22 protein-coding genes are annotated in these 22,471 nt (G+C 70.3%); 5 read left to right on the forward strand and 17 right to left on the reverse strand.

Annotation, left to right across the window (positions count from 1 at the left end):
• The 6 genes from BH719_RS09935 to glgA form a co-directional block, all read right to left on the reverse strand.
• Positions 1–103, reverse strand: a 103-nt coding sequence (locus BH719_RS09935; RefSeq protein ID WP_245683319.1) for a hypothetical protein, incomplete at its 3' end; no start/stop codon positions are given.
• Positions 103–1,440 (reverse strand): glutamine synthetase family protein, encoded by a 1,338-nt coding sequence (locus BH719_RS01220; protein WP_009400048.1) that lies wholly within the window; start codon positions 1,438–1,440, stop codon positions 103–105. The genes BH719_RS09935 and BH719_RS01220, both read right to left, overlap by 1 nt.
• Before the next feature lie 78 nt (positions 1,441–1,518).
• The gene (locus BH719_RS01225) at positions 1,519–2,469 is read right to left on the reverse strand and encodes an SPFH domain-containing protein (RefSeq protein ID WP_009400049.1); all 951 of its coding nucleotides are present in this window, start codon (positions 2,467–2,469) and stop codon (positions 1,519–1,521) included.
• A 10-nt stretch (positions 2,470–2,479) separates the two neighbouring features.
• Positions 2,480–2,923, reverse strand: coding sequence for an NfeD family protein (locus BH719_RS01230; RefSeq protein WP_009400051.1), 444 nt, complete (start codon positions 2,921–2,923; stop codon positions 2,480–2,482).
• 17 nt (positions 2,924–2,940) lie between these two features.
• The gene (locus tag BH719_RS01235; protein WP_009400052.1) at positions 2,941–3,735 is read right to left on the reverse strand and encodes an ABC transporter ATP-binding protein; all 795 of its coding nucleotides are present in this window, start codon (positions 3,733–3,735) and stop codon (positions 2,941–2,943) included.
• 9 nt (positions 3,736–3,744) lie between these two features.
• Positions 3,745–4,968: a glycogen synthase gene (glgA, locus tag BH719_RS01240; RefSeq protein ID WP_009400053.1), complete on the reverse strand. Its 1,224-nt coding sequence runs from the start codon at positions 4,966–4,968 to the stop codon at positions 3,745–3,747.
• 168 nt (positions 4,969–5,136) lie between these two features.
• On the opposite strand from glgA, the gene glgC reads away from it, so the two are divergent.
• Positions 5,137–6,375 (forward strand): glucose-1-phosphate adenylyltransferase, encoded by a 1,239-nt coding sequence (gene glgC, locus BH719_RS01245; protein WP_009400054.1) that lies wholly within the window; start codon positions 5,137–5,139, stop codon positions 6,373–6,375.
• The gene (serB, locus tag BH719_RS01250) at positions 6,372–7,055 is read left to right on the forward strand and encodes a phosphoserine phosphatase SerB (RefSeq protein WP_009400055.1); all 684 of its coding nucleotides are present in this window, start codon (positions 6,372–6,374) and stop codon (positions 7,053–7,055) included. The genes glgC and serB overlap by 4 nt, the downstream gene beginning before the upstream one ends.
• Positions 7,056–7,068: 13 nt before the next feature.
• Here serB and BH719_RS01255 read toward each other — a convergent pair whose 3' ends face one another.
• From BH719_RS01255 to BH719_RS01300, 10 genes are all read right to left on the reverse strand, one after another.
• Entirely contained in the window at positions 7,069–7,608 is a 540-nt protein-coding gene (locus BH719_RS01255; protein ID WP_009400056.1) for an NUDIX hydrolase, read from the reverse strand.
• On the reverse strand, positions 7,605–8,891 hold the full coding sequence (locus tag BH719_RS01260) for a PrsW family intramembrane metalloprotease (RefSeq protein WP_009400057.1): 1,287 nt from the start codon (positions 8,889–8,891) through the stop codon (positions 7,605–7,607). The genes BH719_RS01255 and BH719_RS01260 overlap by 4 nt, the downstream gene beginning before the upstream one ends.
• Position 8,892: 1 nt before the next feature.
• On the reverse strand, positions 8,893–9,516 hold the full coding sequence (locus tag BH719_RS01265; RefSeq protein ID WP_009400058.1) for a hypothetical protein: 624 nt from the start codon (positions 9,514–9,516) through the stop codon (positions 8,893–8,895).
• A complete protein-coding gene (locus BH719_RS01270; RefSeq protein ID WP_009400059.1) occupies positions 9,513–10,685 on the reverse strand; it encodes a glycosyltransferase family 4 protein in 1,173 nt (390 codons plus the stop codon). Before BH719_RS01270 ends, BH719_RS01265 begins: the two co-directional genes overlap by 4 nt.
• The gene (locus BH719_RS01275) at positions 10,682–11,608 is read right to left on the reverse strand and encodes a phosphatidylinositol mannoside acyltransferase (RefSeq protein ID WP_009400060.1); all 927 of its coding nucleotides are present in this window, start codon (positions 11,606–11,608) and stop codon (positions 10,682–10,684) included. Before BH719_RS01275 ends, BH719_RS01270 begins: the two co-directional genes overlap by 4 nt.
• A complete protein-coding gene (gene pgsA, locus BH719_RS01280; RefSeq protein WP_009400061.1) occupies positions 11,605–12,234 on the reverse strand; it encodes a phosphatidylinositol phosphate synthase in 630 nt (209 codons plus the stop codon). Before pgsA ends, BH719_RS01275 begins: the two co-directional genes overlap by 4 nt.
• Positions 12,235–12,237: 3 nt before the next feature.
• Positions 12,238–12,840, reverse strand: coding sequence for an HIT family protein (locus tag BH719_RS01285; RefSeq protein ID WP_009400062.1), 603 nt, complete (start codon positions 12,838–12,840; stop codon positions 12,238–12,240).
• Positions 12,841–12,842: 2 nt separating this feature from the next.
• Positions 12,843–14,852, reverse strand: coding sequence for a threonine--tRNA ligase (gene thrS / locus BH719_RS01290; RefSeq protein WP_009400063.1), 2,010 nt, complete (start codon positions 14,850–14,852; stop codon positions 12,843–12,845).
• 86 nt (positions 14,853–14,938) lie between these two features.
• Positions 14,939–15,964, reverse strand: coding sequence for a lipid II:glycine glycyltransferase FemX (locus BH719_RS01295; protein WP_009400064.1), 1,026 nt, complete (start codon positions 15,962–15,964; stop codon positions 14,939–14,941).
• A 234-nt stretch (positions 15,965–16,198) separates the two neighbouring features.
• Positions 16,199–17,449, reverse strand: a complete 1,251-nt coding sequence (locus tag BH719_RS01300; RefSeq protein ID WP_009400065.1) for a carboxylate--amine ligase — start codon at positions 17,447–17,449, stop codon at positions 16,199–16,201.
• Between the two features lie 158 nt (positions 17,450–17,607).
• On the opposite strand from BH719_RS01300, the gene BH719_RS09480 reads away from it, so the two are divergent.
• The 3 genes from BH719_RS09480 to BH719_RS01310 all read left to right on the forward strand — a co-directional run bounded on the left by BH719_RS09480 (position 17,608) and on the right by BH719_RS01310 (position 20,286).
• Entirely contained in the window at positions 17,608–17,772 is a 165-nt protein-coding gene (locus BH719_RS09480; RefSeq protein ID WP_009400066.1) for a hypothetical protein, read from the forward strand.
• Positions 17,773–17,996: 224 nt separating this feature from the next.
• A complete protein-coding gene (locus BH719_RS01305) occupies positions 17,997–18,533 on the forward strand; it encodes a hypothetical protein (protein ID WP_245683300.1) in 537 nt (178 codons plus the stop codon).
• Positions 18,534–18,558: 25 nt separating this feature from the next.
• Positions 18,559–20,286 carry an alpha-glucosidase gene (locus tag BH719_RS01310; protein WP_009400068.1) on the forward strand — a complete coding sequence of 576 codons (1,728 nt, stop codon included), beginning with the start codon at positions 18,559–18,561 and terminating at the stop codon, positions 20,284–20,286.
• A gap of 92 nt (positions 20,287–20,378) precedes the next feature.
• On the opposite strand, the gene BH719_RS01315 is transcribed toward BH719_RS01310, so the two are convergent.
• Complete coding sequence (locus tag BH719_RS01315; RefSeq protein WP_009400069.1) at positions 20,379–22,013, reverse strand: Ig-like domain-containing protein; 1,635 nt, start codon at positions 22,011–22,013, stop codon at positions 20,379–20,381.
• Positions 22,014–22,471 lie beyond the last annotated feature (458 nt).

The following is a 22,471-nucleotide window of genomic DNA, read 5'->3' on the forward strand; positions in this document are numbered from 1 at the left end:
GGGCCCACGCGCCCTCCGGGCCCGGCAGGCCCGCCAGGAGCGCCGAGGCCCGCTCCGGGTCCCGCACTCCGAGCCGGCGCAGGCGCGCCCCCGTGAGCGGCATCAGTGGACCTTGAGGAACTGCCGCAGCTCCTGGACGGTGATCTGGCGCCGGTACTCGCGCCACTCGTTGAGCTTGTTGCGGATCACGAAGTCGAAGACCTCCTCGCCCAGGGCTGCGGCCACCAGCTCCGAGGAGCGCATGGCGGCGACGGCCTGGGACAGGGAGTTCGGCAGCGCGTGGATGCCCATCACCTGGCGCTCCCGGTCAGACAGGTCCCACACGTTGTCCTCCGCCTCCGGGGCCAGCTCCATGCGCTTGGCGATCCCGTCCAGGCCGGCGGCGATCAGGCACGCCAGGGCCAGGTAGGGGTTCGCGCTGGGGTCGGGGGCGCGGTACTCGATGCGCGCGGCCCTGCGCTTGTTGGGCTTGTAGAGGGGGACGCGGACCAGCGCCGAGCGGTTCAAATGCCCCCAGCACACGTACGAGGGGGCCTCTCCCCCGCCCCACAGGCGCTTGTAGGAGTTGACGTGCTGGTTGGTGATCGCCGCGATCTCGCCCGCGTGGGCCAGCAGGCCCGCGATGAACCGCCGTCCCGTCTCCGACAGCTGGTAGCGGCCCGCCGGGGCGTGGAAGGCGTTCTCGTCGCCCTCGAAGAGGGACAGGTGGGTGTGCATCCCGGAGCCGGGGTGGTCGGTGAACGGCTTGGGCATGAAGGTCGCCATGAGGTCCTCCCCCAGCGCGACCTCCTCGATGATGGTCCTGGCCGTCATGATGTTGTCGGCCGCGCGCACGGGGTCGACGGCGCGCAGGTCGATCTCGTTCTGCCCCGGGCCTCCCTCGTGGTGGCTGAACTCCACGGGGATGCCCATGTCCTCCAGGATGCGCACGGCGCGGCGGCGGAAGCTGTTCGACGTGCCCCGCACGACGTGGTCGAAGTACCCGGCGTTGTCGACGGGCACCATGCGCTCGACGGACACCGGCTGGCGCAGCAGGTAGAACTCGATCTCCGGGTGGACCATCACCGTGAAGCCGAGCTCCTGGGCGCGCGCCACCTGCCGGGCCAGCACCCCGCGGGGGTCCGAGGCGGCCTGGCGCCCGTCGGGCGTGTGCACGTCGCAGAACATGCGGGCCACGCGGTCGTCGTCGCCCCCCACCGACGGCAGCATCTGGAAGGTCGAGGCGTCGGGGCGCAGCAGCATGTCCGACTCGCAGACGCGGGTCAGGCCCTGCACCGCGGAGCCGTCGAAGCCGATGCCCTCGTGGAAGGCGTCCTCCAGCTCGCCCGGGTCGGTGGACACCGATTTGAGGACGCCCGCCACATCCGTGAACCAGAGGCGGATGAAACGGATGTCCTTCTCGGCGACTTCCTGCAGGACGTGTTCTTGTGAGCGGTCCACGCTGCTCCTGTCCGATGGCGGGTGGGTACGGCTGGGCGGGGGCCGCGCGCAGGGCCGCCCCCGCCCAGTCTACTCCGCCTACCTGCCGCTGAAGCCCTTCGAAATGGCGTCGAGGGCGCCCGTGAGGTCGGAGGGGAGCACCCACACCTTGGAGGCCTGGCCGTCGGCGATCTTCGGCAGCATCTCCAGGTACTTGTAGGAGAGCAGCGCGGGGGTGGCCCCGCCGGCGTTGATGGCGGAGAAGACCGCGGCGATGGCCTCCGCCTCGCCCTGGGCGCGCAGGATCTGGGACTGCCTGGCGCCTTCGGCGCGCAGGATCTGGGCGTCCTTCTCGCCGCGGGCCTGCAGGACCTGGGCCTCCTGCTGGGCGGAGGCGGCCAGGACGGCGGCCTGCTTGGCGCCCTCGGCGCGCTTGATCTGCGCCTCCCTCTCGGCCTCGGCCGAGAGGATGGTGGCGCGCTTGGTGCGCTCGGCGGTGATCTGCTGCTCCATGGCGGCCAGCACCCGCGGCGGCGGCTCGATGGACTTCAGCTCCACGCGGGTGACGCGGATGCCCCAGGTGCCCGTCGCCTCGTCGAGGACGCCGCGCAGCTGCTTGTTGATGGAGTCGCGGCTGGTCTGGGTCTGCTCCAGGTCCAGGGAGCCGATCAGGTTGCGCAGCGTGGTGGCGGTGAGCTGCTCGATGGCCTGGATGAAGTTCGCGACCTCGTAGGTGGCGTTGCGCGGGTCGGTGATCTGGTAGTAGATGACCGAGTCGATGGAGACCATCGCCTGGTCGGCGGTGATGACCGACTGCGGCGGGAAGTTGGCGACCTGCTCGCGCAAGTCGATGCGCGAGGCCACGCGGTCGACGAAGGGCACCAGCAAGTGGAAGCCGCCGTAGAACACCGCTTGGAAGCGCCCGAGGCGCTCGATCACGTACGCCTGGGACTGGGGGACGATCCGCACGGAGCGGACCAGGGCGACGACGATGAATATGAGGAGAAGCGCCAGGACGAACGCCGTCACCGGCAGACCGTACGATGTCATTGTCTTCCTTTCACTGGGGTTCCGTCGACGGCGCGACGATGGCCGTGGCGCCGTCGATTCCGATGATGACGACCGGGGCGCCCTCCTCGATCGTGCCCGCCTGGGTCCGCGCGCTCCACTCCGCGCCCCGCAGGCGGGCGCGCCCGTCGCGGACGGTGATCGTGGACAGGGCGTAGCCGCCCGCGCCGATGAGGGCGTCCGTGTTGGTCCGCACGTCCGGGGACGACTGGTACAGGCGGCCCTTGAGGAAGGGGCGGACCGCCAGGAGCAGCACGACCGACACGGCAGCGAAAACACTGATCTGCAGGTAGGCGCCGCCTCCCGCGCCGGCGACGACCGCCCCGGCCAGCGCCCCCACGCCGAGCATGAGGAACACGAAGCTGACGGAGAGCACCTCGATGATGCCGCAGACCACCGCGGCGACCACCCAGAGCCATATGGGATCCATGTCCATCCCTCCTGATCCCTAATTCAGTCCTGGGACGAGGCGGCCCTGGCCCACCAGCGCCCGTCCGCCATTCCGGCCAGCAGCGGCAAGGAGAACGCCTCGGACAGGACGACGCCCGTCAGCGTATCGGAGATGGGCCCCTGCGCGATCAGCGCGCCACCGCGCATCACCGCGCAGTGCGTGATGCCGGTGGGGATCTCCTCGATCTGGTGGGTGACCAGGACGACCTGGGGCGAGCGCTTGCCCGCGATGATCTCGTCGAGGGCCGACACCAGCGTCTCGCGGGCGCCCAGATCGAGGCCGGCCGTCGGCTCGTCGAGGATGAGGACCTCCGGATCGCTCATGAGGGCGCGGGCGAGCTGCACGCGCTGGGCCTCGCCCTCCGACAGGGAGCCGAAGGGGTGGTCCGCCAGGTGCGAGACCCCGAAGGCCGCCATCAGGTCGCGGGCCCGCTCCTCGTCCTGGCCCTCGTAGTGCTCGTGGTGGGCGACGTGGACGCCCCACGCGGCGGAGCGGACCGTGTCGAGGGCGCTCTGGGCGCCCCGGATCCTCGACGCGACCGCCGACGAGGCGAGGCTGATCCGCGTCCCGAGCTCGGCGGGGTCGATCCGGTCGACGGGGGCCCCGTCAAGGGCGATCGACCCGGAGGTGAGCGGGACGCGGGCGCAGGCGGCCCGCACCAGGGTGGTCTTGCCCGCGCCATTGGGGCCCAGGACCACCCAGTGCTCGCCGTCGCGGGTCCGCCAGGTCACGTCCTCGAGGATCCGGCGCTCCCCACGGACTACTGTTGCACGGTCAAACGATAGGACGTTGGTCATGTCGTAAGCCTAGACCAGCCTCTTGTAGAGCTCCACGGTCTTCGCGCCGATGGCCTCCCACGAGAAGTGGGCCCTCGCCCGTTCGAGGCCGGCCTGGCCCATGCGGCGCGCCATCGCCGGGTCGTCGAGGATCTTGATGAGGCGCTCGGCCATCGCCTGCTCGAAGGCCTCCGGGTCCAGCGGGGTCCCGGTCCCGTCGGTCTTCTGGTCGATGGGCACCAGGTACCCGGTCTCGCCGTCGACGATGACATCCGGGATGCCGCCGGTCGCGGTGCCCACGACGGGCAGGCCCAGCGCCATGGCCTCCAGGTTGACGATGCCGAGGGGCTCGTAGACGGAGGGCGTGATGAACACGTCGGCGGCGTCCAGGATCGCGGCGACCTCCGGCTGGGGCAGCATCTCCGTGATGAGGACCACTCCAGAGCGCTTCTCCTTGAGCTGGGCGACCAGGCCGTCGACCTCGGACGCGATCTCCTTCGTGTCGGGGGCGCCCGCGCACAGGACGAGCTGCACGTCGTCGGGCAGTTCGCGCGCCGCGCGCAGGAAGTAGGGCAGCCCCTTCTGGCGGGTGATGCGCCCGACGAAGACGACGGTGCGCTTGGACGGGTCGATGCCGTGCTCGGCGAGGACGCGCGCCTGGAGCTCCTCGCCCTGCGCGCCCTCCGGGGCGTGCCACTTCGCCAGGTCGATGCCGTTGTGGATGACGTGGACGGTGTCGGGCTCGACGCGCGGGTAGCAGCGCAGGATGTCCTCGCGCATCCCCCGGGAGACCGCGACGATGGCGGCGGCGGACTCGTACGCCGACTTCTCGACGAAGGACGAGAGGCGGTACCCCCCGCCCAGCTGCTCGGCCTTCCACGGGCGCAGCGGCTCCAGCGAGTGCGCCGAGACGACGTGCGGGATATCGTCCAGCAGCGAGGCGACGTGCCCCGCGAAGTTCGCGTACCAGGTGTGGGAGTGGACCAGGTCGGCCCCCGTGCACGCGGACGCGATCTGCAGGTCGACCCCCAGCGTCGCCAGGGCGGGGTTCGCGCCCTCCAGCTGGGGCAGGTTGTCGAACCCGGTCACGCCCGGGTCGGCGCCCTCGGTGCCGGGCTGGCGGGGGCCGTCGAAGGCGTGGACGCGCAGGTCGTCCACGAGCGGGCGCAGTACCTTGGCCAGTTCTAGCACGTGCACGCCGGCTCCGCCGTACACGTGGGGTGGGTATTCGCGGGTGAGCAGATCGACGCGCATGGCATGTCCTTCCGGCGGTGACCACTGTGGTGACGCCAGACTACCGAATCGAAGGGCTGATCGGCGCCTTTTTGAGACAGAAGCACACAGCTTCACATCGTGTACTACCATGTGAGAACCCCCACGGATGCGAAGGGGCTCCGTATCAACCGACATAGAGGTGGCCACATGGCGAAAAACCACGTTCTAGCAATAGTCCTGGCGGGCGGCGAGGGGAAGAGGCTCATGCCCCTGACCGAGGTGAGGGCGAAGCCCGCGGTCCCCTTCGGCGGCCACTTCCGCCTCATCGATTTCGCCCTGTCGAATATCGTCAACTCCGGCTACCTCAAGATCGTCGTGCTGACGCAGTACAAGTCGCACTCGCTTGACCGCCACATCGCCAAGACCTGGTACACGTCCCCCCTTCTCGGCAACTTCATTGCCCCTGTTCCCGCTCAACAGCGCCGCGGTCCGCACTGGTACCTGGGCAGCGCGGACGCGATCTACCAGTCCTTGAACATCGTCGACGATGAACAGCCCGAGTACATCGTCATCATCGGCGCGGACAACATCTACCGCATGGACTTCTCCCAGATGGTCCAGCACCACATCGATTCGGGCCTGCCCGCGACGGTGGCCGGAATCCGCCAGCCCATCGAGCTGGCACCCGCGCTGGGCGTCATCGACGGCGAGGGCGGACGGATCAAGAAGTTCCTGGAGAAGCCCAAGCACGCCGAGGGCCTGCCCGACGACCCCACCAAGGTTCTGGCCTCCATGGGCAACTACGTGTTCACCACGAAGGACCTGGTGGCGGCCCTGCGCGAGGACGCGAAGGACCCCGATTCCAAGCACGACATGGGCGGGAACATCATCCCCTGGTTCGTGGAGCGCGGCGAGTGCGGCGTCTACGACTTCCAGGACAACGACGTGCCCGGATCCACCGACCGCGACCGCGACTACTGGCGCGACGTGGGCACCCTGGACGCCTACTACGAGGCGAACATGGATCTGATCAGCGTCCACCCGGTGTTCAACCTGTACAACAGGGACTGGCCGACCATGACCCTGATCAACGGGTCCCTGCCGCCCGCGAAGTTCGTCTACGCGGACGAGGGCAAGCGCGTGGGCCGCGCCATCGACTCCTTCGTCTCGCCCGGCGTCATCGTCTCGGGCGGGTCGGTCGAGCGCTCGATCCTGTCCCCGGGGACGTACGTGCACTCGTGGGCCGAGGTCAGCGATTCGGTGGTCATGGACGGCTGCCGCGTCGGACGGCACACGAAGGTCGTCAAGACGATCCTCGACAAGAACGTCGTCGTCGAGGAGGGCGCAGTCGTGGGCGTCGACCTCGCCCATGACCGTGAGCGCGGCTTCACCGTCACCGAGTCGGGGATCACGGTCGTCCCCAAGGGCACGGTCGTCACCAAGTGAGTCCGACAGCCACCGGGCCGGGGCTCCCACAGTTCTTCGCGGACGGGGGCCCCGGCCTGGTCGTCACCGACGTCGACTCCACGCTGATCGAGCAGGAGGTCATCGAGGAGCTCGCGGCCGAGGCGGGGGCCCGAGAGGCCGTCGCCCGGATCACGGCGCGGGCCATGAACGGCGAGCTCGACTTCGCCCACTCCCTGCGCGAGCGGGTGGCGGCCCTGGCGGGGCTCCCCGTCTCCGTGTGCGCCCGTGTGGCCGAGCGGGTCACCGTGACCCGGGGCGCGCGCGAGCTCATCGGGGCCGTCCACCGCGCCGGGGGCCGTTTCGGCGTGGTGTCCGGGGGGTTCGTCGAGGTCGTCGAGCCCCTGGCGCGCTCCCTGGGCATCGACTTCCACGCGGCGAACCGCTTGGAGGCGTCGGACGGTGTCCTCACCGGCAGGGTCGTGGGCCGGATCGTGACCGCGGAGGTCAAGACCGCGTGCTTGCGCCGTTGGGCTGCGCAGTGCTCGGTCCCCCTTGCGCGGACCGTCGCGATCGGCGACGGCGCCAACGACGTTCCCATGATGCGCGAGGCGGGGGTCGGCATCGCGTTCTGCGCGAAGCCGGCCGTGCGCCGACTGGTGGCCCACCAGTTGAACGAGCCCAGGCTCGACGCGCTGATCGCCCCCCTGGGGCTCGCCTAGCGGCCCTGTGGTCTCAGGGCTCGCGCGCCCCGGTCAACGAGACGAGGCGGCCGTCCCAGCCGTCGCGCCATTCGCGCGCGAATCCGACGAGCTGGCGCGGGTAGACCTCGGCAGCGCCGTCCAGGGCCTCCAACTCGTCCAGGTCCCACCACTTGAGCCCGTCGAGGACCTCTTTCTCCAGGTCCGTCCACCCCTCGCGGCTCACCTCGGCGCACTCCGTGCGGGCGACGAAGAACCACTCGTCCTGGCGGGCGGTGACTGCGGCGAAGTCGAACTCGGCGGTGCGGTACAGGACAGGCCCCACCAGGTCCTCGACGCCCAGGCGTATCCCCGTCTCCTCGCGGACCTCCCGGACGGCCCCCGCGGCCGGATCCTCGCCCTCCTCGATGCCGCCGCCGATGGTGAACCACCACTGGCGCTCCGGGTCGTCCGCGTCGTGGCCGATGGCCAGCAGCAGGCGGCCGCGCGCGTCGAAGAGGACGACCCGGGCCGCCTGCCTGTGCGGGTAGCCCTCCGAGTCGCGCGGCCAGTCGCCGGGCCCGTCGGCGCTCACTGGGCGCGCCCCACCGCTCCGGCGACAGCGGTCTGCTCCGAGGCGATGGCGGTCAGCCGCAGGAACTCGGCGCGGTGCTCCGCGGCCTGCGTGAGGAGCCTGCGGTCCTCCTCGATACGGGCCGGGTCTGGCCCCACCCGGGTCATGAGGCTCTGGTCGAGTCCCAGCGACGCGAGTTCGTTCATGAACTTGCGCATGGCCTTGCGGGCCGGAGCCCCCCCGCGGGCCACCCACTTGCGGGCGGCCTTGCGCTTGCCGCGGTCGGTGACCATCGAAACCTCGGCCGGCAGGATCCACCCGGTGCGGACGTAGGGCACCAGGCCCTTCTTGATCGTCTCGGCCTCCCTGTTCGAGGCGCGGATCAGGGCGGTGAGCCAGGTGCCGAACAACGGGACCTGGATGAACAGGTACATCTTGAGCAAAGTGGCCAGCTGTCCGTCCGAGCCCATCGAGTTCCACAGCCCGTGCACCAGCATCGCCGCTCCCCAGCCCGCCAGGAACACGAGGATCCGCGACCAGGCGCGCTTGGCGCGGATCGCCCCCCACGCCATCGCGAAGCCCGTGAGCGAGGTGGCCATGGAGTGGAGGAAGGGGCTGAGCAGGCCGCGCATCACGAAGATCGTCACCAACGACCCCGTTCCGCTGCTGCCGTAGCGGACGAAGTACTGGATGTCCTCGACGAACATGAAGCCGGCCGCGACGATCCCCCCGTAGACGACGCCGTCCAGCAGTGAGTTGATCGACGTGCGCCGCGCCAGGATGATGACGAGCACGCCCACGCCCTTGAAGGTCTCCTCCACCACGGGGGCGACGAACGTCGCGGCGATGGCCTGCGCTTTCTGGACGTCCCCGATGACCAGGGCGGTGTTCGTCATCAGAGCGGTGTTGATGATCATGGAGGACACGGTCGCCACGCCCCCGCCCCAGAGGAAGGCGATGATCTTCATCTTCACGGGCTCGGGCTCCCACCGGTCGATGAAGACCATGGCGGACATGACGATGAGCAACGGCACCACGGCGACCAGGGTCATCACCGCGGTGGTGAGGCCGTCGGCGTCCATGGCGTAGACCATGAAGTAGACGATGCCCGCGACTCCAATGGCCACCATGACGATCTCGAACCACGGGACCACCCTGACGGCCTTGGGCGTCTGCCAGATGGGCGCGGCATTGTCCGGGGAGGGCGCGTCCACGTGGATCTCCGCCCGGGAGCCGGTGCGGTTGATCCGGCTCAGGCGGTAGTCCTCGCCGGGACCGCCCCACTTCACGGCTGCTTCGGTCATGTCAGTATCCTCGTCCGTCGTAGCGGGTGTCATCGTCGAAGTCTATGGGCTCGGGCTCGGGGGCGTGCCCCGCCAGGTGGAAGAGGCGCACCAGTGCGGTGCCGCGCAGGGAACGGACCTGGGTGACGTCCGTGTTGTGGGCCGAGCGCGCCAACTGGATGCGGTAGCACGTGGCGTCGAGGGCCTCCAGTCGCGCCCGCGCGGGCTCGCGGGCCGCCAGCTGGCGGCGGGTGTCGTCGTCCAGGGTGTCGCGGATCGCGCGCGACAGCGCGGACGCCTTCTCCAGGCACCTGCGCACGTCGACGGGGTCGGCGGCGGGGGCGGCGCCGGAGCGCCGGTCGAGTCCGTCGCAGCTGAGCTGGTCCGCCGAGTCGGCGACCGAGGCGTTGGCGACCTCGGTGAGGCAGGCGCCCGCGCGCCGGCCCAGGGCGTCCTCGCGCGCGAGCAGCAGCGTCTCGGAGGCGCGGCGCACGAGCAGGCGGGAAAGGGCGTCCCGATTGGCGAGTATGCGCTGGTGGAGGCGGTCGAGCCTCCTGGCGCCCATCACGCACAGGTAGGCCACGACGGCGGTGAGCACGACGACGACCACTGCGATGACGACGAGGTGCGTCTGGAAGTGCATCATCGGCCCTCCTCCCCCCTGCCGCGGATGAGGTTGCGGGCGCTGCGGCTCCCAGAGACAGCCGGGCTGCCCGTGTCGATGGCGAGCTTGTACACCTCGTAGACCTTGTCGGCCACGACCTCCCAGTCGTACTGGAGGCTGGCCGCCTCCCCTGCCCTGGCGATCCCCTCGAGCCGCTGTGGATCGCCGAGCAGCGCGATCAGCTCGTCGGCCAGCGACGCGGCGCTGCCCGTCTCGAAGAGGACGCCGAAGCGCCCGTCGCCCAGCACAGCGCGGAACGCCTCGATACCGGAGGCGACGACGGCGGTGCCGGCGGCCATCGCCTCGACGAGGACGATCCCGAAGGACTCGCCGCCCGTCTGGGGGGCCACGTAGGCGCTGGCGCCCGCCAGCAGCGACTCCTTCTCGGGGTCGGTGATGCCGCCCAGGAACTGGACCCTGTCCCCGAAACGGGCGAGTCCGGAGCGGATCGCGTCCGCCTCGCCGCGCCCGGCGATGAGGAACCGCGCGCCGGGGACGGCCTCGAGCACGCGGGGGATGGCGGCGGCGAAGACCGGCAGGCCCTTGCGGGGCTCGTCGAGGCGCCCCAGGAAGACGACCACGGGGGCGCCGTCGCGGGCCCGCCACGGCTCGATGGGCTCGGCGCCGCGGAACGAGGCCGTGTCGACGCCGTTGGGGATGATGACCGCGTCCCCTCCGTGGTGCTCGATGAGGGTGCGCCGCGCCTCGCTGGACACGGCGATCCGCACGGCGATCCGCTCCATGTAGGGGCGCATGGGGGCCGAGGCGATCGACCGCGACAGCGAGCGCGTGAGCGCAGCGTGGAACGTGGCGACCAGGGGGGCGCCAGACAGGATCGTGGCGGCCATGGACACCGAGGGGACCACCGGCTCGTGGACGTGGACGACGTCGAAGTCCCCGTCGGCCAGCCACCTGCGGGTGCGGGCGAAGGCGGCGGGGCTGATCGAGATGTTGGCGACCGAGCCGTTGAAGGGGACGGAGACCGACGATCCGGCGCTGGTGACCCACTCCGGCAGGCCGGGGGCGCTGGAGGGGCTGAGCACCCGCACGTCGTGCCCGCGGCTGCGCAGCTTGAGCGCCAGGTCGCGGATGTGGAAGCCCACCCCCCCGGGGACGTCCCACGAGTAGGGGTTGACGATGCCGATTCTCATTGCCCCGCCCCCCTGCTGCGGTGGGCCGCGCGGGCGCGGGCGAGCCGCTCGGGGTCGAGGTCCTCGGTGTAGACCTTCTGCATCATGTGCCAGTCCTCGGGTTTGTCGGCGAGCATCCCCGTGAAGGCGTCCACCCACGCCTGGGTGAGGGCCTCGACTTCGTTCGCGCCCCCGCCGGGCGCGGCGGTGATGGGGCCGGCGAGCTCGACGCGCACGGAGGCGACGGGCGCGTCCTCGTCCGCGTAGGACACGCACGCGGCGTACAGGGGGCGCGAGAGCCTGTGGGCGAGGGCGGCGGGCCCCGCCGCCACGAGGGCGCGGTGCCCCGCGAAGTCGACCTCGATCCCGGCTCCTGAGATGTCCCGGTCGGCCAGCAGCGGCACCAGGACCGAGCGCCCCCTGACGCGCTCGACCAGGGTGTCGAAGACGGACTCGCCCTTGCCCACGCCGATGATCTCCATGCCCAGTCCCTCGCGCAGCCGCACGAAGGAGTCGAACAGGGAGGGCGGCTCCACCCGTTCGGCGACGGTGACGACGGTGCGCCCGTGCGCGCACACCCACGCCCCGGCCCGGTCCCACGAGCCGGAGTGCCCGAGCGCGAGGACCACGGGGCCGTCCTCGGAGGCTTCTTCGATGCGGTCGAAGTCCTCGAAGACGACGCGCTCGAGCAGCGGCGCGCCCTTCGGGGAGCCGAGCACGAGCTGTTCGGCGTAGTTGCGGATGTGGGATTCGACGGCCCGCACCACCAGTTCCTGGTCCGGCTCCCCGCCGGTGAGGCGGCGCAGGTTGGAGCGCAACTGGTCCACGTTGGCCCCGCCCCTGCGCGCCGCCCGGCGGGCGCCCGCCCGGGCAGCGGAGAGCACCCACCGCAACGGGAGGCGGGGGGCCAGGGCGAAGGCCACCGAAAGGGCGGAGAACCTCATGCGCCCTCCGCCTCGTCGATGTGGCGCGCGGTGTACCACACGCGCTGGCCGACGGTGATGAACGAGGCGAGGGCCACCCACGTCAGCCCCACGACGAAGACCCACGCACTGGCGCCCAGGTCCATGATCATCGCGGAGCCCATGGCGATGAGGAGCCTGTCGGTGCGCTCGGCGATCCCGAGCTTCGCGGTCACGCCGACGGACTCGGCGCGGGCGCGCGCGTAGGGGACGGCGGCGGCCCCGACGATGGAGGCCAGGCCCGCGATGACGGCCCACGTGCGGGCGGTCCCCTCCTCCATGTGGAAGACCGCGTAGTAGGTGAGGGAGGCGAAGACCGCGCCGTCGCCGAGGCGGTCCAGGGTGGAGTCGAAGAAGGCGCCGAAGCGGGTGCCGCCCGTCGTCATCCTGGCCAGGGTGCCGTCGACGGAGTCCCCGAACATGATGACCGCCAACGCGGTCCCGCCCTGCCAGATCCACCCCTGTGCGACGACGCCGAAGGCGACCGCGATCGTGGCGGCGGTGCCGAAGGCGGTCACCATGTTGGGGGTGACGCCCGCCTTGGCGAGGAGCCGGGCCAGCGGTGTGAAAACGGCCCTCGGGATGGAGCGCCCGTGGTTGCCCAGCATGCCTCAGTCCTCCTGGTCCCACGCGGCGGCCAGGGCCGATCGCGCGTCCTCGAGCAGCTCCGGGACGGCCTTGGTGCGCGCGATGATCGGCAGGAAGTTCGCGTCGCCCGACCACCGGGGCACGATGTGCTGGTGGAGGTGGGCGGCGATGCCCGCGCCCGCGACCTCGCCCTGGTTCATGCCCAGGTTGAAACCGTGGGGGCCCGAGACCCCGCGCAGGACGCGCATGGCGGTGGCGGTGAGCTCCCCCAGCTCCACCCGTTCCCGTCCGGTGAGCTCCGTGTAGTCCGAGACGTGGCGGTACGGGCACACCAGCAGGTGGCCGGAGTTGTAGGGGAACAGGTTCATGACCACGAAGCACTCGCTCCCCCGGTGGACGACGAGCCCGTCGGCGTCCTCCTTGCCGGGGGCGGCGCAGAACGGGCACTCGTCGCGGGAGCCGTCGGCGGGCTTGCCCTCGCCGTGGATGTACGCCATCCGGTACGGCGTCCAGAAGCGGTTGAAGGCGTCGGGGACGCCCGCCAGGGAACGGGAGTCCTCGGTGGGCAGCGGCGCCTGGGCCCCGAGGGGGCCCGCGCCGGTCGATCCGGGGTTCTGCTCGCTCATGGTCAGGCCCGGTCGATGCCCTCGACGGCGTCGTGGTTGGCGCGCGAGGCCACGTGGCGGGCGATGAGCTCCACCGCCCGGTCCACGGGGATCCCGTTGTGCTGGGACCCGTCGCGCAGGCGGAAGGACACGGCCCCCGCCTCGGCGTCCTCCCCGCCGGCGATGAGGGTGAAGGGCACCTTCTCCTTCGCGGCGTTGCGGATCTTCTTGCCGAAGCGGTCGTCGGAGAGGTCCGTTTCCACGCGGATGCCGCGCTCGCGCAGCTTGGCGGCGACCTCCTCCACGTAGTCGTCGAAGGCGCTGGCCACGGGCACGAGCCTGACCTGGACGGGGGCGAGCCACGCGGGGAACGCGCCCGCGTAGTGCTCGGTGAGCACGCCGATGAAGCGCTCGATGGCGCCGAACTTGGCCGAGTGGATCATGACCGGCTCGTGGCGGGCCCCGTCGGCGGCCGTGTACTCCAGGCCGAAGCGGTGGGGCTGGTTGAAATCGTACTGGATGGTCGACATCTGCCACGTGCGCCTGATGGCGTCCTTGGCCTGCACGGAGATCTTCGGGCCGTAGAAGGCCGCGCCGCCCGGGTCGTCGACCACCCGCAGCCCGTTCTCCTGGGCGCATTCGGCGGCGATGTCGGCAAGGATCCGCGTCGCGTCGGCCCACTGCTCGTCGGAGCCGATGAACTTGTCCTTCTTCGCGCCGTCCTCGTCGCGGGTGGAGACCTCCAGGTAGAAGTCCTCCATGCCGAAGTCCTTGAGCAGGGTGAGCACGAAGGTCAGGAGGTGGCGCACCTCGCCGGGGGCCTGTTCGGGCGTGCAGTAGGAGTGGGAGTCGTCCTGGGTGATCGACCGCACCCGGGTGAGGCCCTGGAGCACACCGGACTTCTCGTTGCGGTAAACGGTGCCGAACTCGAAGAACCGCAACGGCAGCTCGCGGTAGGACCGGCCCCTGGAGCGGAAGATGAGGTTGTGCATCGGGCAGTTCATGGCCTTGAGGTAGTAGGCCTGGCCCTCGTCGTCCATCGGGGGGAACATGCCGTCGGCGTAGTAGGGCAGGTGGCCGGAGGTGTGGAACAGTTCCGCCTTGGAGATGTGGGGCGTGCCCACGTACTGGAAGCCGTTGGCGATGTGCGCCTCGCGCACGTAGTCCTCCATGACGCGCTTGAGGACGCCGCCCTTGGGGTGGAAGACGGGCAGGCCGGGGCCGATCTCCTCGGGGAAGCTGAACAGGTCCAGCTCGGCGCCCAGGCGCCGGTGGTCGCGGCGCTCGGCCTCCTTGAGGCGCTCCTGGTAGGCGACCAGGTCGTCCTTGGAGGCCCACGCTGTGCCGTAGATGCGCTGCAGTTGGTCGCCGTTCTGGTCGCCCTTCCAGTAGGCTGCCGACGACTTGGTGAGGGCGAAGCCGTTGCCGATCAGCTTCGTGGAGGGCAGGTGGGGCCCGCGGCACAGGTCCTTCCACGCGACCGTCCCGTCGCGGCGCACGTTGTCGTACATGGTGAGGCCGCCACCGCCGACCTCGACGGAGGCCCCCTCGGCGCCCTTGCCCTTCGTGGTGACCAGTTCGAGCTTGTAGGGCTGGTCGGCCAGCTCGAGGCGGGCCTCGTCCTCGCTGATCTCGCGGCGCACGAAGCGCTGGCCCTCCTTGACGATGCGCTTCATGCGCTTCTCGAGGTCGCGCAGCAGCTCGGGCGTGACTGCGTCGATATTGCCGAAGTCGTAGTAGAAGCCGTCGGTGATGAAGGGCCCGATGCCCAGGTCCACGTCGGGGAAGACGTCCTGGACCGCCTGGGCGAGCACGTGGGTGGCGCTGTGGCGCAGGATGTCCAGGCCGTCCGGGGAGTCCAGGGCGATGGCCTCCACGCGGGTGCCCGCCTCGAGTTCGGTGTCCAGGTCGCGGGGGGCCCCGTCGACTTTGATGGCGACGACGGAGCGGTCGCCCGCGTACCAGGCCGTGCCCGTGGTCCCCGCCTCGATGGTGGTCGCTTGTCCGTCGATGACGAGGTCGAAAGTGGGCACGGTGGCTCCTCGGGTCGGTGTGTTCGAAGGCGCGGGAGTCCCCGCGCTCGGGATCAATGGCGATTCTACCCGCTAGTGCGGCGGCGTCAGGAGCGGCGCATCCTCCTCTTCACGGACATGGCCGCCCGCAGGGAGCGGTAGGTGGTCCTCTTGACGGGCATCTCCCATCCGCCGGGCACGTCCGTGAAGTGCGAGGCGAAGGCGATCTTGTACTTGCCGACGCGGAACAGCTCGGGGCAGCGCGCCGAGTGGGCGCCCATGAGGTCGAAGCCCCTGACCCCCTCGGAGGCCAGCGCGGCGGCGGCCAGAAAGTCCAGGGCAGGGGGCTGGCGGAGTTTGCGGGCCTTGTCGGTGGAGGCGCCGTACTCGGCCTGGGCGCGGATCCCCTGGATGAGGCAGAGGTCCCAGCACAGGACGGCGCCCTCGGAGTCGCGCATCGAGAAGATGCGGGCGTGCTCGGGGCCCAGGGACGACAGGAGGTCCAGGTAGACCTGCTTGGGGTGGGGGCGGAAGCCGTCGCGCTCGGCGGTCTCCTCCATGACGGCGTAGTACTCGTCGATGACCTCGAGGGCGCGGCCGGTGTCCTCGTGGAAGGTGATGCCCTCGGCCTTGCCCTTCTTCAGGCCGCTCCGGATCGACCGCTTGCCCGACTTGGGCATGGTGTCCAGGATCGCCTCCTCGGTCTTGCCTGAGGTGTCGATGACGACGGTGCGGTCGTAGCTGATGGTCTGCATCGGCATGTGCAGGTCGGGGTGCTGGTACCAGGCGTGGAGCCGGACGAAGGCGACGGAGCGGTCGCGGGAGCGGATCTCGCGCAGCAGGTCGGCGCGCAGCGCCTCCTCGCGCTCGGGCGTGGCCTCGCGCAGCCACACGGGCCCCCATTTGGCCCACAGGAAGCGCACTCCACGCAGCGAGTAGTTGTACAGGGTGAGGAAGGCGATGAGTTTGCCGTCCTCGCACCACTTGTAGCGCCCCCACAGCGAGTGGCCCTGCGACGCCTCGAACGCCTCCCACACGCATGCCTGCTCGACGGGCAGCGCGCTGTCCTGGAAGCCCGAGGCCGCCGCGGTCTTCTCCTCGACGCCGATGGGTATGAGCTGGGTTTCGGGCATGGCTGTCCTTCGTCGCGTTACGGGCTGTGGCTGGTCAGAGTCTAACAAGCGCTCTCCCCCGATCCGCGGGAGCGGGGTGATCGTGCTGTTCTCCACACGGGCCGCCCCGGCGCCCGGACCGGTCCCGCAAGGGACTGGGGCGCTCCGCGCAGCGGGACGGGCCGCGCCCCCGGGTCCCACATGAAGGCGGACGGGCCGCGCCCCGGGCGCCACCGGGGGAACCGGGCGGCGGGGTCAGTAGGAGGTCTGCGTGGGCTCGGGGTAGTAGCGCGCGAACTTGCGGCGGTGGTTCTGCTTCTGCAACCACACGGCCAGGTTGCGGCGCAGGTTCTTCTCCGCGGGGTTGAGGAGCAGGTCGAAGCGGCGCCCGTCGCGGATGATGCCCTTGACCCTCCGTTTGAGGGCGGGGTCGACGATGTAGCGCAGCAGCAGGGAGTCGGGCACCATCGTGTACAGGATCTCGCGCGTGGCGCGCACCTGCTCGCAGCGCTGCCCGTCGATGAGGTCGGCGACCATGGGGACCACCGGGTTCGCGCCCGCGGCCGCCATGTACCAGTTGTTGCGCCCGATCCTGGGGTTCACCTCGAAGAACACCGCCCGGCCGTCGCGGGGGTCGATCTTGACATCGAAGTTCGCGAAGCCCCGGTAGCCCGAGCCCGCCAGCAGTTCGACGGCCCCCTCCCACAGCTCGGGGAACTCCTCTGTGATCATCGCGACGGGGTTGCCGATCATCGTGGGCGCGTGGTCCTCCAGCAGGACGCGCGCCGACCCGATCAGGGTGGTCTCCCCGTGGGAGTCGACGTAGGCGGTGATGGAGCGCATCTGCGTGTTGTCGCCGGGTATGAGCTCCTGGACCAGGAAGGAGTCGCGGAACCCCGCGGAGCGCAGGGTCCGCCACAGCCCGTCGAGCTCCTCCGGGGAGTCGATGAACCAGATCTTGCGCTTCCCCTCGAACTCGAGGACGTCGTAGGGCTCCCCGTTGGCCGCTTTGGCCACCACCGGGAAGGGGATGTCGATGGCAGGGGCGGCCCACGCCCCGTCGTCGGCCCCGGAGAAGTCCACCACGACGGTGCGCGGCGTCGGGATCCCCGCCTTCTCGCACGCCCGGGTGAAGCGGGCCTTGTCGGTGAGGGCGGCCATGGCCTCCAGCGACGGGAAGGGCAGGGCGTAGTGGCGCCCCAGTTCCTCGTGGTTGCGGGCCACGAACGCGGAGAAGATGTCGTGGTTGGCCATGAGGACGAGCCGCTTGGAGGGGTGGTCCCGCGCGATGCCCATGAGGGCGTCCATGAGCTGGGCGTCCGAGGCGTGGGCCGGGATGCGGCGCACGTCGAAGAAGTTCGACCCGGTGATCGACTCGGTGGGCAGACTGCCCACGCACAGGCACCTGCAGCCGAAGGCCTCGTTGAAGCACCTGCCGATGCCGTAGACGCCGAAGTCCCCCCCGATGATGACGGGAAGGATGTCGGTGCGCGGTGACATTGCCATTGGTCCCCTCCTTGTGGGCGCTCGGGTGCCCCAAGCCTACCGGCAGGGGGCGGGCGGCGCGCCCCCCACCCTGGGAGCCCGATCCGCCCGGATGCCCTGTACTGTACAATCCCCGTGGTGCGCGCAGCCGCGACATCCCATCTACCCGGAGGACCGCAATGCCCAACCCCTACGACGAGGACCGCACCTCCTCTCTGGTCCGTAAGAAGAGCGAGCTCACACCCGAGCAGTACGCCCACCAGCGCAAGATGCTGATCGTCTCCGGGGCGATCATGGTCGTGTGCATCGCGGCGATAGTCGGCATCCTCAACCTGATCGGCTAGTCCGCCCTCCGGGACCGATCGTCCCAGCGCTCCCAGGCGGGGGAGGCTCCCCCTACAATGGGGTGGAGCGCCGGGGGCCCGACCATCGAGTCCCCCGCAATGCCCTCAACCGGAATTCAGGTGGAACGACGATGACCAACCCATACACACCGAACGCAGGTCCCCACGGCGGAGGCTACGGGGGGCAACCGAACACAGGTCCCCAAGGCGGCTACGGGGGGCAGATGCCTCCCACGGGCCCGGTGCCGCCCGCCCCGGGGGCGCCCGGACAACCCCGAACGCCTGCCGGTCCCGCGCCGCTGCCCCCGCCGACGTCGAACACGCCCCTCATCGTCGGCCTCGTCGTCGGCGCACTGGTCGTGGTCCTCGTCATCGTGGGCGTCCTGTGGTTCACACGATGGCGGGTCCCGCGCACCCCCGCCCCCGCCTACACCCCCGGGCCCGTTTCCACCACGCGCGGCCCCAGACCGACGGCCACCAACCGGGCGCCTGCCAGCAGCGTCATCGAGACGCAGGTCACCGAGGAATGCCACAACGCGGTCAAGCAGACGGTCCGCAACCCCCTGTTCACCCGAGATTCCGCGACATACGGCTACACCGACTCCAGCGGCGACCAGCACTGGACCGTCAGCGGCAGGGTCACGGGGACCAACACCGCGGGCAAGATCGGCACCTTCCAGTGGACTTGCACGGCGACCTACCTCGACAAGACCGGCCTCGTCGACGCCTGGTCCTCCGTGGACACGACCCCCGTCCGCTGAGGCCGCCGCACTACCAGGGGACGCCATGCGATTCAACACCGCGCTGATACCGTCGCAGCGCTACGAGCCGCCCAGCGGCCAGTGGTGGCTGTCCGGCATCGTCTACCAGGTGTACCCGCGCAGCTTCCAGGACTCCGATTCCGACGGCGTCGGCGATCTGCGGGGCGTGCGCTCGCGCCTCGACTACCTGCAGCGCCTCGGAGTCGATGCGATCTGGCTCTCCCCCGTCTACGCCTCGCCCCAGGAGGACAACGGCTACGACATCAGCGACTACCGGGCCATCGACCCCCTGTTCGGGACGATGGAGGACTTCATTGCCCTCCTGGACGACGTCCACGCCCGGGGCATGAGGCTCATCATGGACCTCGTCGTCAACCACACCTCCACCCAGCACGAGTGGTTCCGCGAGTCCCGCTCCCCCTCCAGCCCCAAGCGCGACTGGTACTACTGGCGGCCCGCCCGCCCCGGCCACTGCCCCGGCGCGCCCGGATCCGAGCCCAACAACTGGGAGTCCTTCTTCTCCGGTCCGGCCTGGTGCTTCGACGAGGAGTCAGGCGAGTACTACCTCCACCTGTTCGCCCCCGGGCAGGCGGACCTCAACTGGGAGAACCCCCGGGTGCGCCGGGCCGTCTACGACATGATGAACTGGTGGCTCGACCTGGGGGTCGACGGCTTCCGCGTGGACGCGATCGACATGATCGCGAAGGAGGAGGGCCTGCCCGACGGCGGGCCCGCGCACCCGCCCTTCGGCGTCGGCTACGAGCGCTTCGCGGGCCGCCCCCGCCTGCACGACTTCCTCCAGGAGATGCACCGCGAGGTCCTCGCGGGCCGCCCCGCCGTGTTCACCGTGGGCGAGACCTCCAGCGCCAGCCCGGACAGCGCCCTGCTGTTCTGCGATCCCGCCCGCCGCGAGTTCAATTCGCTCATCCAGTTCGAGCACGTCAACCTGGGGACCGAGGCGGGCAAGTTCTCCCCCCGTGCCCTGCGCGACGGCGAGCTCGTCGGCTCCTTGTGCCGCTGGCAGGACGGAGTGGGCGAACGGGGCTGGAACTGCCTGTACCTCGACAGCCACGACCAGCCCCGCTCCGCCTCCCGATTCGGGGATCCGGAGCACTGGCGCGCCTCGGCGACCGCGCTGGCGACGATGCTGCAGTTGCAGCGGGGCACCCCCTTCGTCTACCAGGGCCAGGAACTGGGGATGACGAACGCGGGCTTCACCTCGATCGACCAGTACCGCGACGTCGAGTCGCTCAACTACTACGCGCAGGCCCTCGCCGCCGGTGCCGATGAGCGGACCGTCCTGTCCGGCCTGGCGCGCATGTCGCGGGACAACGCCCGCACCCCCATGCAGTGGGACACCTCGCCCAACGCCGGCTTCACCACCGGAACTCCGTGGATCGGGCTCTCACGGTCCTGGGCGTCCGGGGAGGCCCGCGCCACGGCGGAAGCGCAGGTGGACGACCCCGATTCCATCTACTCCTACTACCGGGCGCTGGCCGAACTGCGCCACCGCTTGCCCGTCGTCGCCCTGGGCTCGTTCAACCGCACCGCCACCGGGGACGCACGGGTCTTCGCCTACGAGCGCCGCCTTGAAGGGGAGTCCGCCCTGGTGGTCGTCGTCAACCTCTCCTCCCAGACCATCGCGCCCCGTCCCGGCGTGGTCCCCGCCGCAGCGCCCCTCGTGCTGTCCAACGGCGACGGCGAGGGACCGCTGGGCCCATGGGAGGCGCGGGTCCACCTGCTCGCCGACTGAGCCGACTGAACGTCCGGAGCGGGCACGCGAGAGGCGGGCGGGGGTCCCCCGCCCGCCTCTTCAGCGGTTGTTCAGCGCCCGGGGCGCCCGGATCACTTCTGGCGGCGGCGCGCCACCAGGGTGGCCACTCCCGCGATCGCCAGCAGACCCGCCAGCGCGCCAATGGCGATGGTGCCCGCACCGGTGTTCGCCAGCTTCGGCTTCGGCTGGGCGGCCGGGGCCGGGGTGGTCGTCGTCGCGGTGGCGGCGGGCGTGGTGGTCGACTCCTGCGGGGTCGGCGTGGTGGACTCGCCGGGGGCGGGGGTCGTCGCGTTCACCAGGGTCAGGGAGAAGACGCGGTCCTGCGCGAGGGTGAAGGTGGCCTCGCGGGCGTCAGCCGACAGGGTCACGCCGTCAGCGGCCTCGAAGATCCCGGAGCGCGCGGTGTCCCATGTGACAGTCCCGGGCAGGTCGCCCTCCTTGATGGTGACCTTGGTGCCCAGGGGCAGCGAGTCCGCGCTGGTGAAGGTCTCCCCCGCCTTGAGCGTGGCCGTGTACGTGCGGTCGACGGTCGGATCCGCCTCATTGCTCACGGTGATGTTCAGGGTGTACTCCAGGGAGGCGTCGGCAGTGCCCTCGAGCTTCTTGGTGACCGAGAACTTCTGGTGGGCCTCGGCGTCGCCCAGGGCGCCGTAGCGCATGAACCTAGTGGCCTTCTGGTCCTCCTTGCCGGGGACCGACAGGACCGCGGAGTTCTCGAAGGTGCCGCTCAGCGGGTTGTCCGCCGAGGCTCCCGCGACGTGGGCGGGCAGCATGACGACACCGAACTTGCCAGCGGGGATGTCGGGGAGCTTGAGGGTGACCTTGCTGCCCTCGCAGGTCACGCCCACGCCCTTGGCGAAGGACCCGGCGGTCGTGTCCTTCTCCATCTGGGCACCGGTGGCGGTGCCCTCGACCAGGTAGGAGTGGGTGGGAACGAAGGACTGGACCTTGTCGCAGGTGAAGTCCCAGTTGCCGCCGACGGCGGAGTCGACGATGGTGGCCCCGCGCACGCCGGACTCACCGCCGGGGACGATCAGGCGGTAGGTGATGGCCTGGTCCTCGTTGTGGGAGTACTGGATGGACATCCAGCCGTCCTTGCGGAAGGAGGTCGCGTTCCCGGGGGGCGTGAGACTGCCGACGCGCTCGGTCTTGATCTCCTTCTTGCCGCCGATCAGGTAAGTCGGGGTGGTGATGGAATCGCGGTCGTAGCGCATCTGGCCCCAGCTGGAGACGGTGCCCGTCCAGGAGGCCGCCTGCTCCGCGCTCTTGGTGAACACGACGGTGACCTTGCCGTCGGTGCCCCAAGTGCCGCAACCGACCACCGTGCCGTCAGAGGACTGGACGGGGAAGTTCTTCGCGGCCGTCGGCGAGATGGGCTTGGCGCCGTTCGCCTTGTCCGTGACCGTGGCGTCGTACGTGAAGTAGTCGCCCGCCTTGACCGGCGCCGAGGTCGACCACGGCATCTTCACGCCGACGGTCTGCCAGTTCACGAAGGTCCGCACCGACTTGCCGCGGTCATCGACCAGGTCGGAGTTGTCGTAGTCGACCGAAACCGCGCTCGTGATGTCTTTCTCCGGCGCCGGACAGGTGTCGTCCGCGTGGGCGGCGCGCTGCCCGAGGACCACTTGCCCCAATCCGATGATCGTGGCGAACACTGCGAGCGCTGCGGCCAATGCGACCCAGCGCCTGGAGCTCCAGGTAGCCATTCTCCATACTCCTGTCGTTCTCTTCCCGCCATATTTCAGGCCTAGCAGCAACAAGCATAGGCCAAACTTCTCTTATTCGGTAGGAAACCAAGGGTTTCCCGCCCTCGCGGGGCACGTGGGTACCCGATAATCGCCTCGATGCGGGCACAAACCCCTGGTATTCTGGGGAATTTATGCCCAGATTCAGATTTAAGTGATCTACGAGATACGTTACGACCTGTCCATTTACTGGATAGAGGTGCTCAGCATGCGGTCACTCGCGGCGCTGGACGACCGCCCCAACGGCAGCGCCGCGCCGGACCGGTCGCGCGGACGCGGTGCGCACCTCGTGGATCCGTCGATCGACGCCCTACCGGGAGGGCCCGCCGCGCGGACGCTGCGCGCACGGCCATGGGCGCGCCTGGACGACGACCGACCGCGCAGGGCACCCGCCCCGGGTGGTCGGCGCCCACGCGGCG

It is taken from the genome of Pauljensenia hongkongensis (assembly GCF_001746855.1).
Classification (GTDB): Bacteria; Actinomycetota; Actinomycetes; order Actinomycetales; family Actinomycetaceae; genus Pauljensenia; species Pauljensenia hongkongensis.

Bases quoted from the DNA above. Each gene is read 5' to 3' on its own strand.
- BH719_RS01315 (WP_009400069.1), bottom strand. From the start codon at position 22,013: ATGGCTACCTGGAGCTCCAGGCGCTGGGTCGCATTGGCCGCAGCGCTC.
- BH719_RS01295 (WP_009400064.1), bottom strand. From the start codon at position 15,964: ATGCCCGAAACCCAGCTCATACCCATCGGCGTCGAGGAGAAGACCGCG.
- BH719_RS01265 (WP_009400058.1), bottom strand. From the start codon at position 9,516: ATGATGCACTTCCAGACGCACCTCGTCGTCATCGCAGTGGTCGTCGTC.
- pgsA (WP_009400061.1), bottom strand. From the start codon at position 12,234: ATGCTGGGCAACCACGGGCGCTCCATCCCGAGGGCCGTTTTCACACCG.
- BH719_RS01285 (WP_009400062.1), bottom strand. From the start codon at position 12,840: ATGAGCGAGCAGAACCCCGGATCGACCGGCGCGGGCCCCCTCGGGGCC.
- BH719_RS01225 (WP_009400049.1), bottom strand. From the start codon at position 2,469: ATGACATCGTACGGTCTGCCGGTGACGGCGTTCGTCCTGGCGCTTCTC.
- BH719_RS01310 (WP_009400068.1), top strand. From the start codon at position 18,559: ATGCGATTCAACACCGCGCTGATACCGTCGCAGCGCTACGAGCCGCCC.
- BH719_RS01235 (WP_009400052.1), bottom strand. From the start codon at position 3,735: ATGACCAACGTCCTATCGTTTGACCGTGCAACAGTAGTCCGTGGGGAG.
- BH719_RS01270 (WP_009400059.1), bottom strand. From the start codon at position 10,685: ATGAGAATCGGCATCGTCAACCCCTACTCGTGGGACGTCCCCGGGGGG.
- BH719_RS09480 (WP_009400066.1), top strand. From the start codon at position 17,608: ATGCCCAACCCCTACGACGAGGACCGCACCTCCTCTCTGGTCCGTAAG.
- BH719_RS01230 (WP_009400051.1), bottom strand. From the start codon at position 2,923: ATGGACATGGATCCCATATGGCTCTGGGTGGTCGCCGCGGTGGTCTGC.
- glgA (WP_009400053.1), bottom strand. From the start codon at position 4,968: ATGCGCGTCGATCTGCTCACCCGCGAATACCCACCCCACGTGTACGGC.
- BH719_RS01305 (WP_245683300.1), top strand. From the start codon at position 17,997: ATGCCTCCCACGGGCCCGGTGCCGCCCGCCCCGGGGGCGCCCGGACAA.
- glgC (WP_009400054.1), top strand. From the start codon at position 5,137: ATGGCGAAAAACCACGTTCTAGCAATAGTCCTGGCGGGCGGCGAGGGG.
- BH719_RS01300 (WP_009400065.1), bottom strand. From the start codon at position 17,449: ATGGCAATGTCACCGCGCACCGACATCCTTCCCGTCATCATCGGGGGG.
- BH719_RS01275 (WP_009400060.1), bottom strand. From the start codon at position 11,608: ATGAGGTTCTCCGCCCTTTCGGTGGCCTTCGCCCTGGCCCCCCGCCTC.
- BH719_RS01260 (WP_009400057.1), bottom strand. From the start codon at position 8,891: ATGACCGAAGCAGCCGTGAAGTGGGGCGGTCCCGGCGAGGACTACCGC.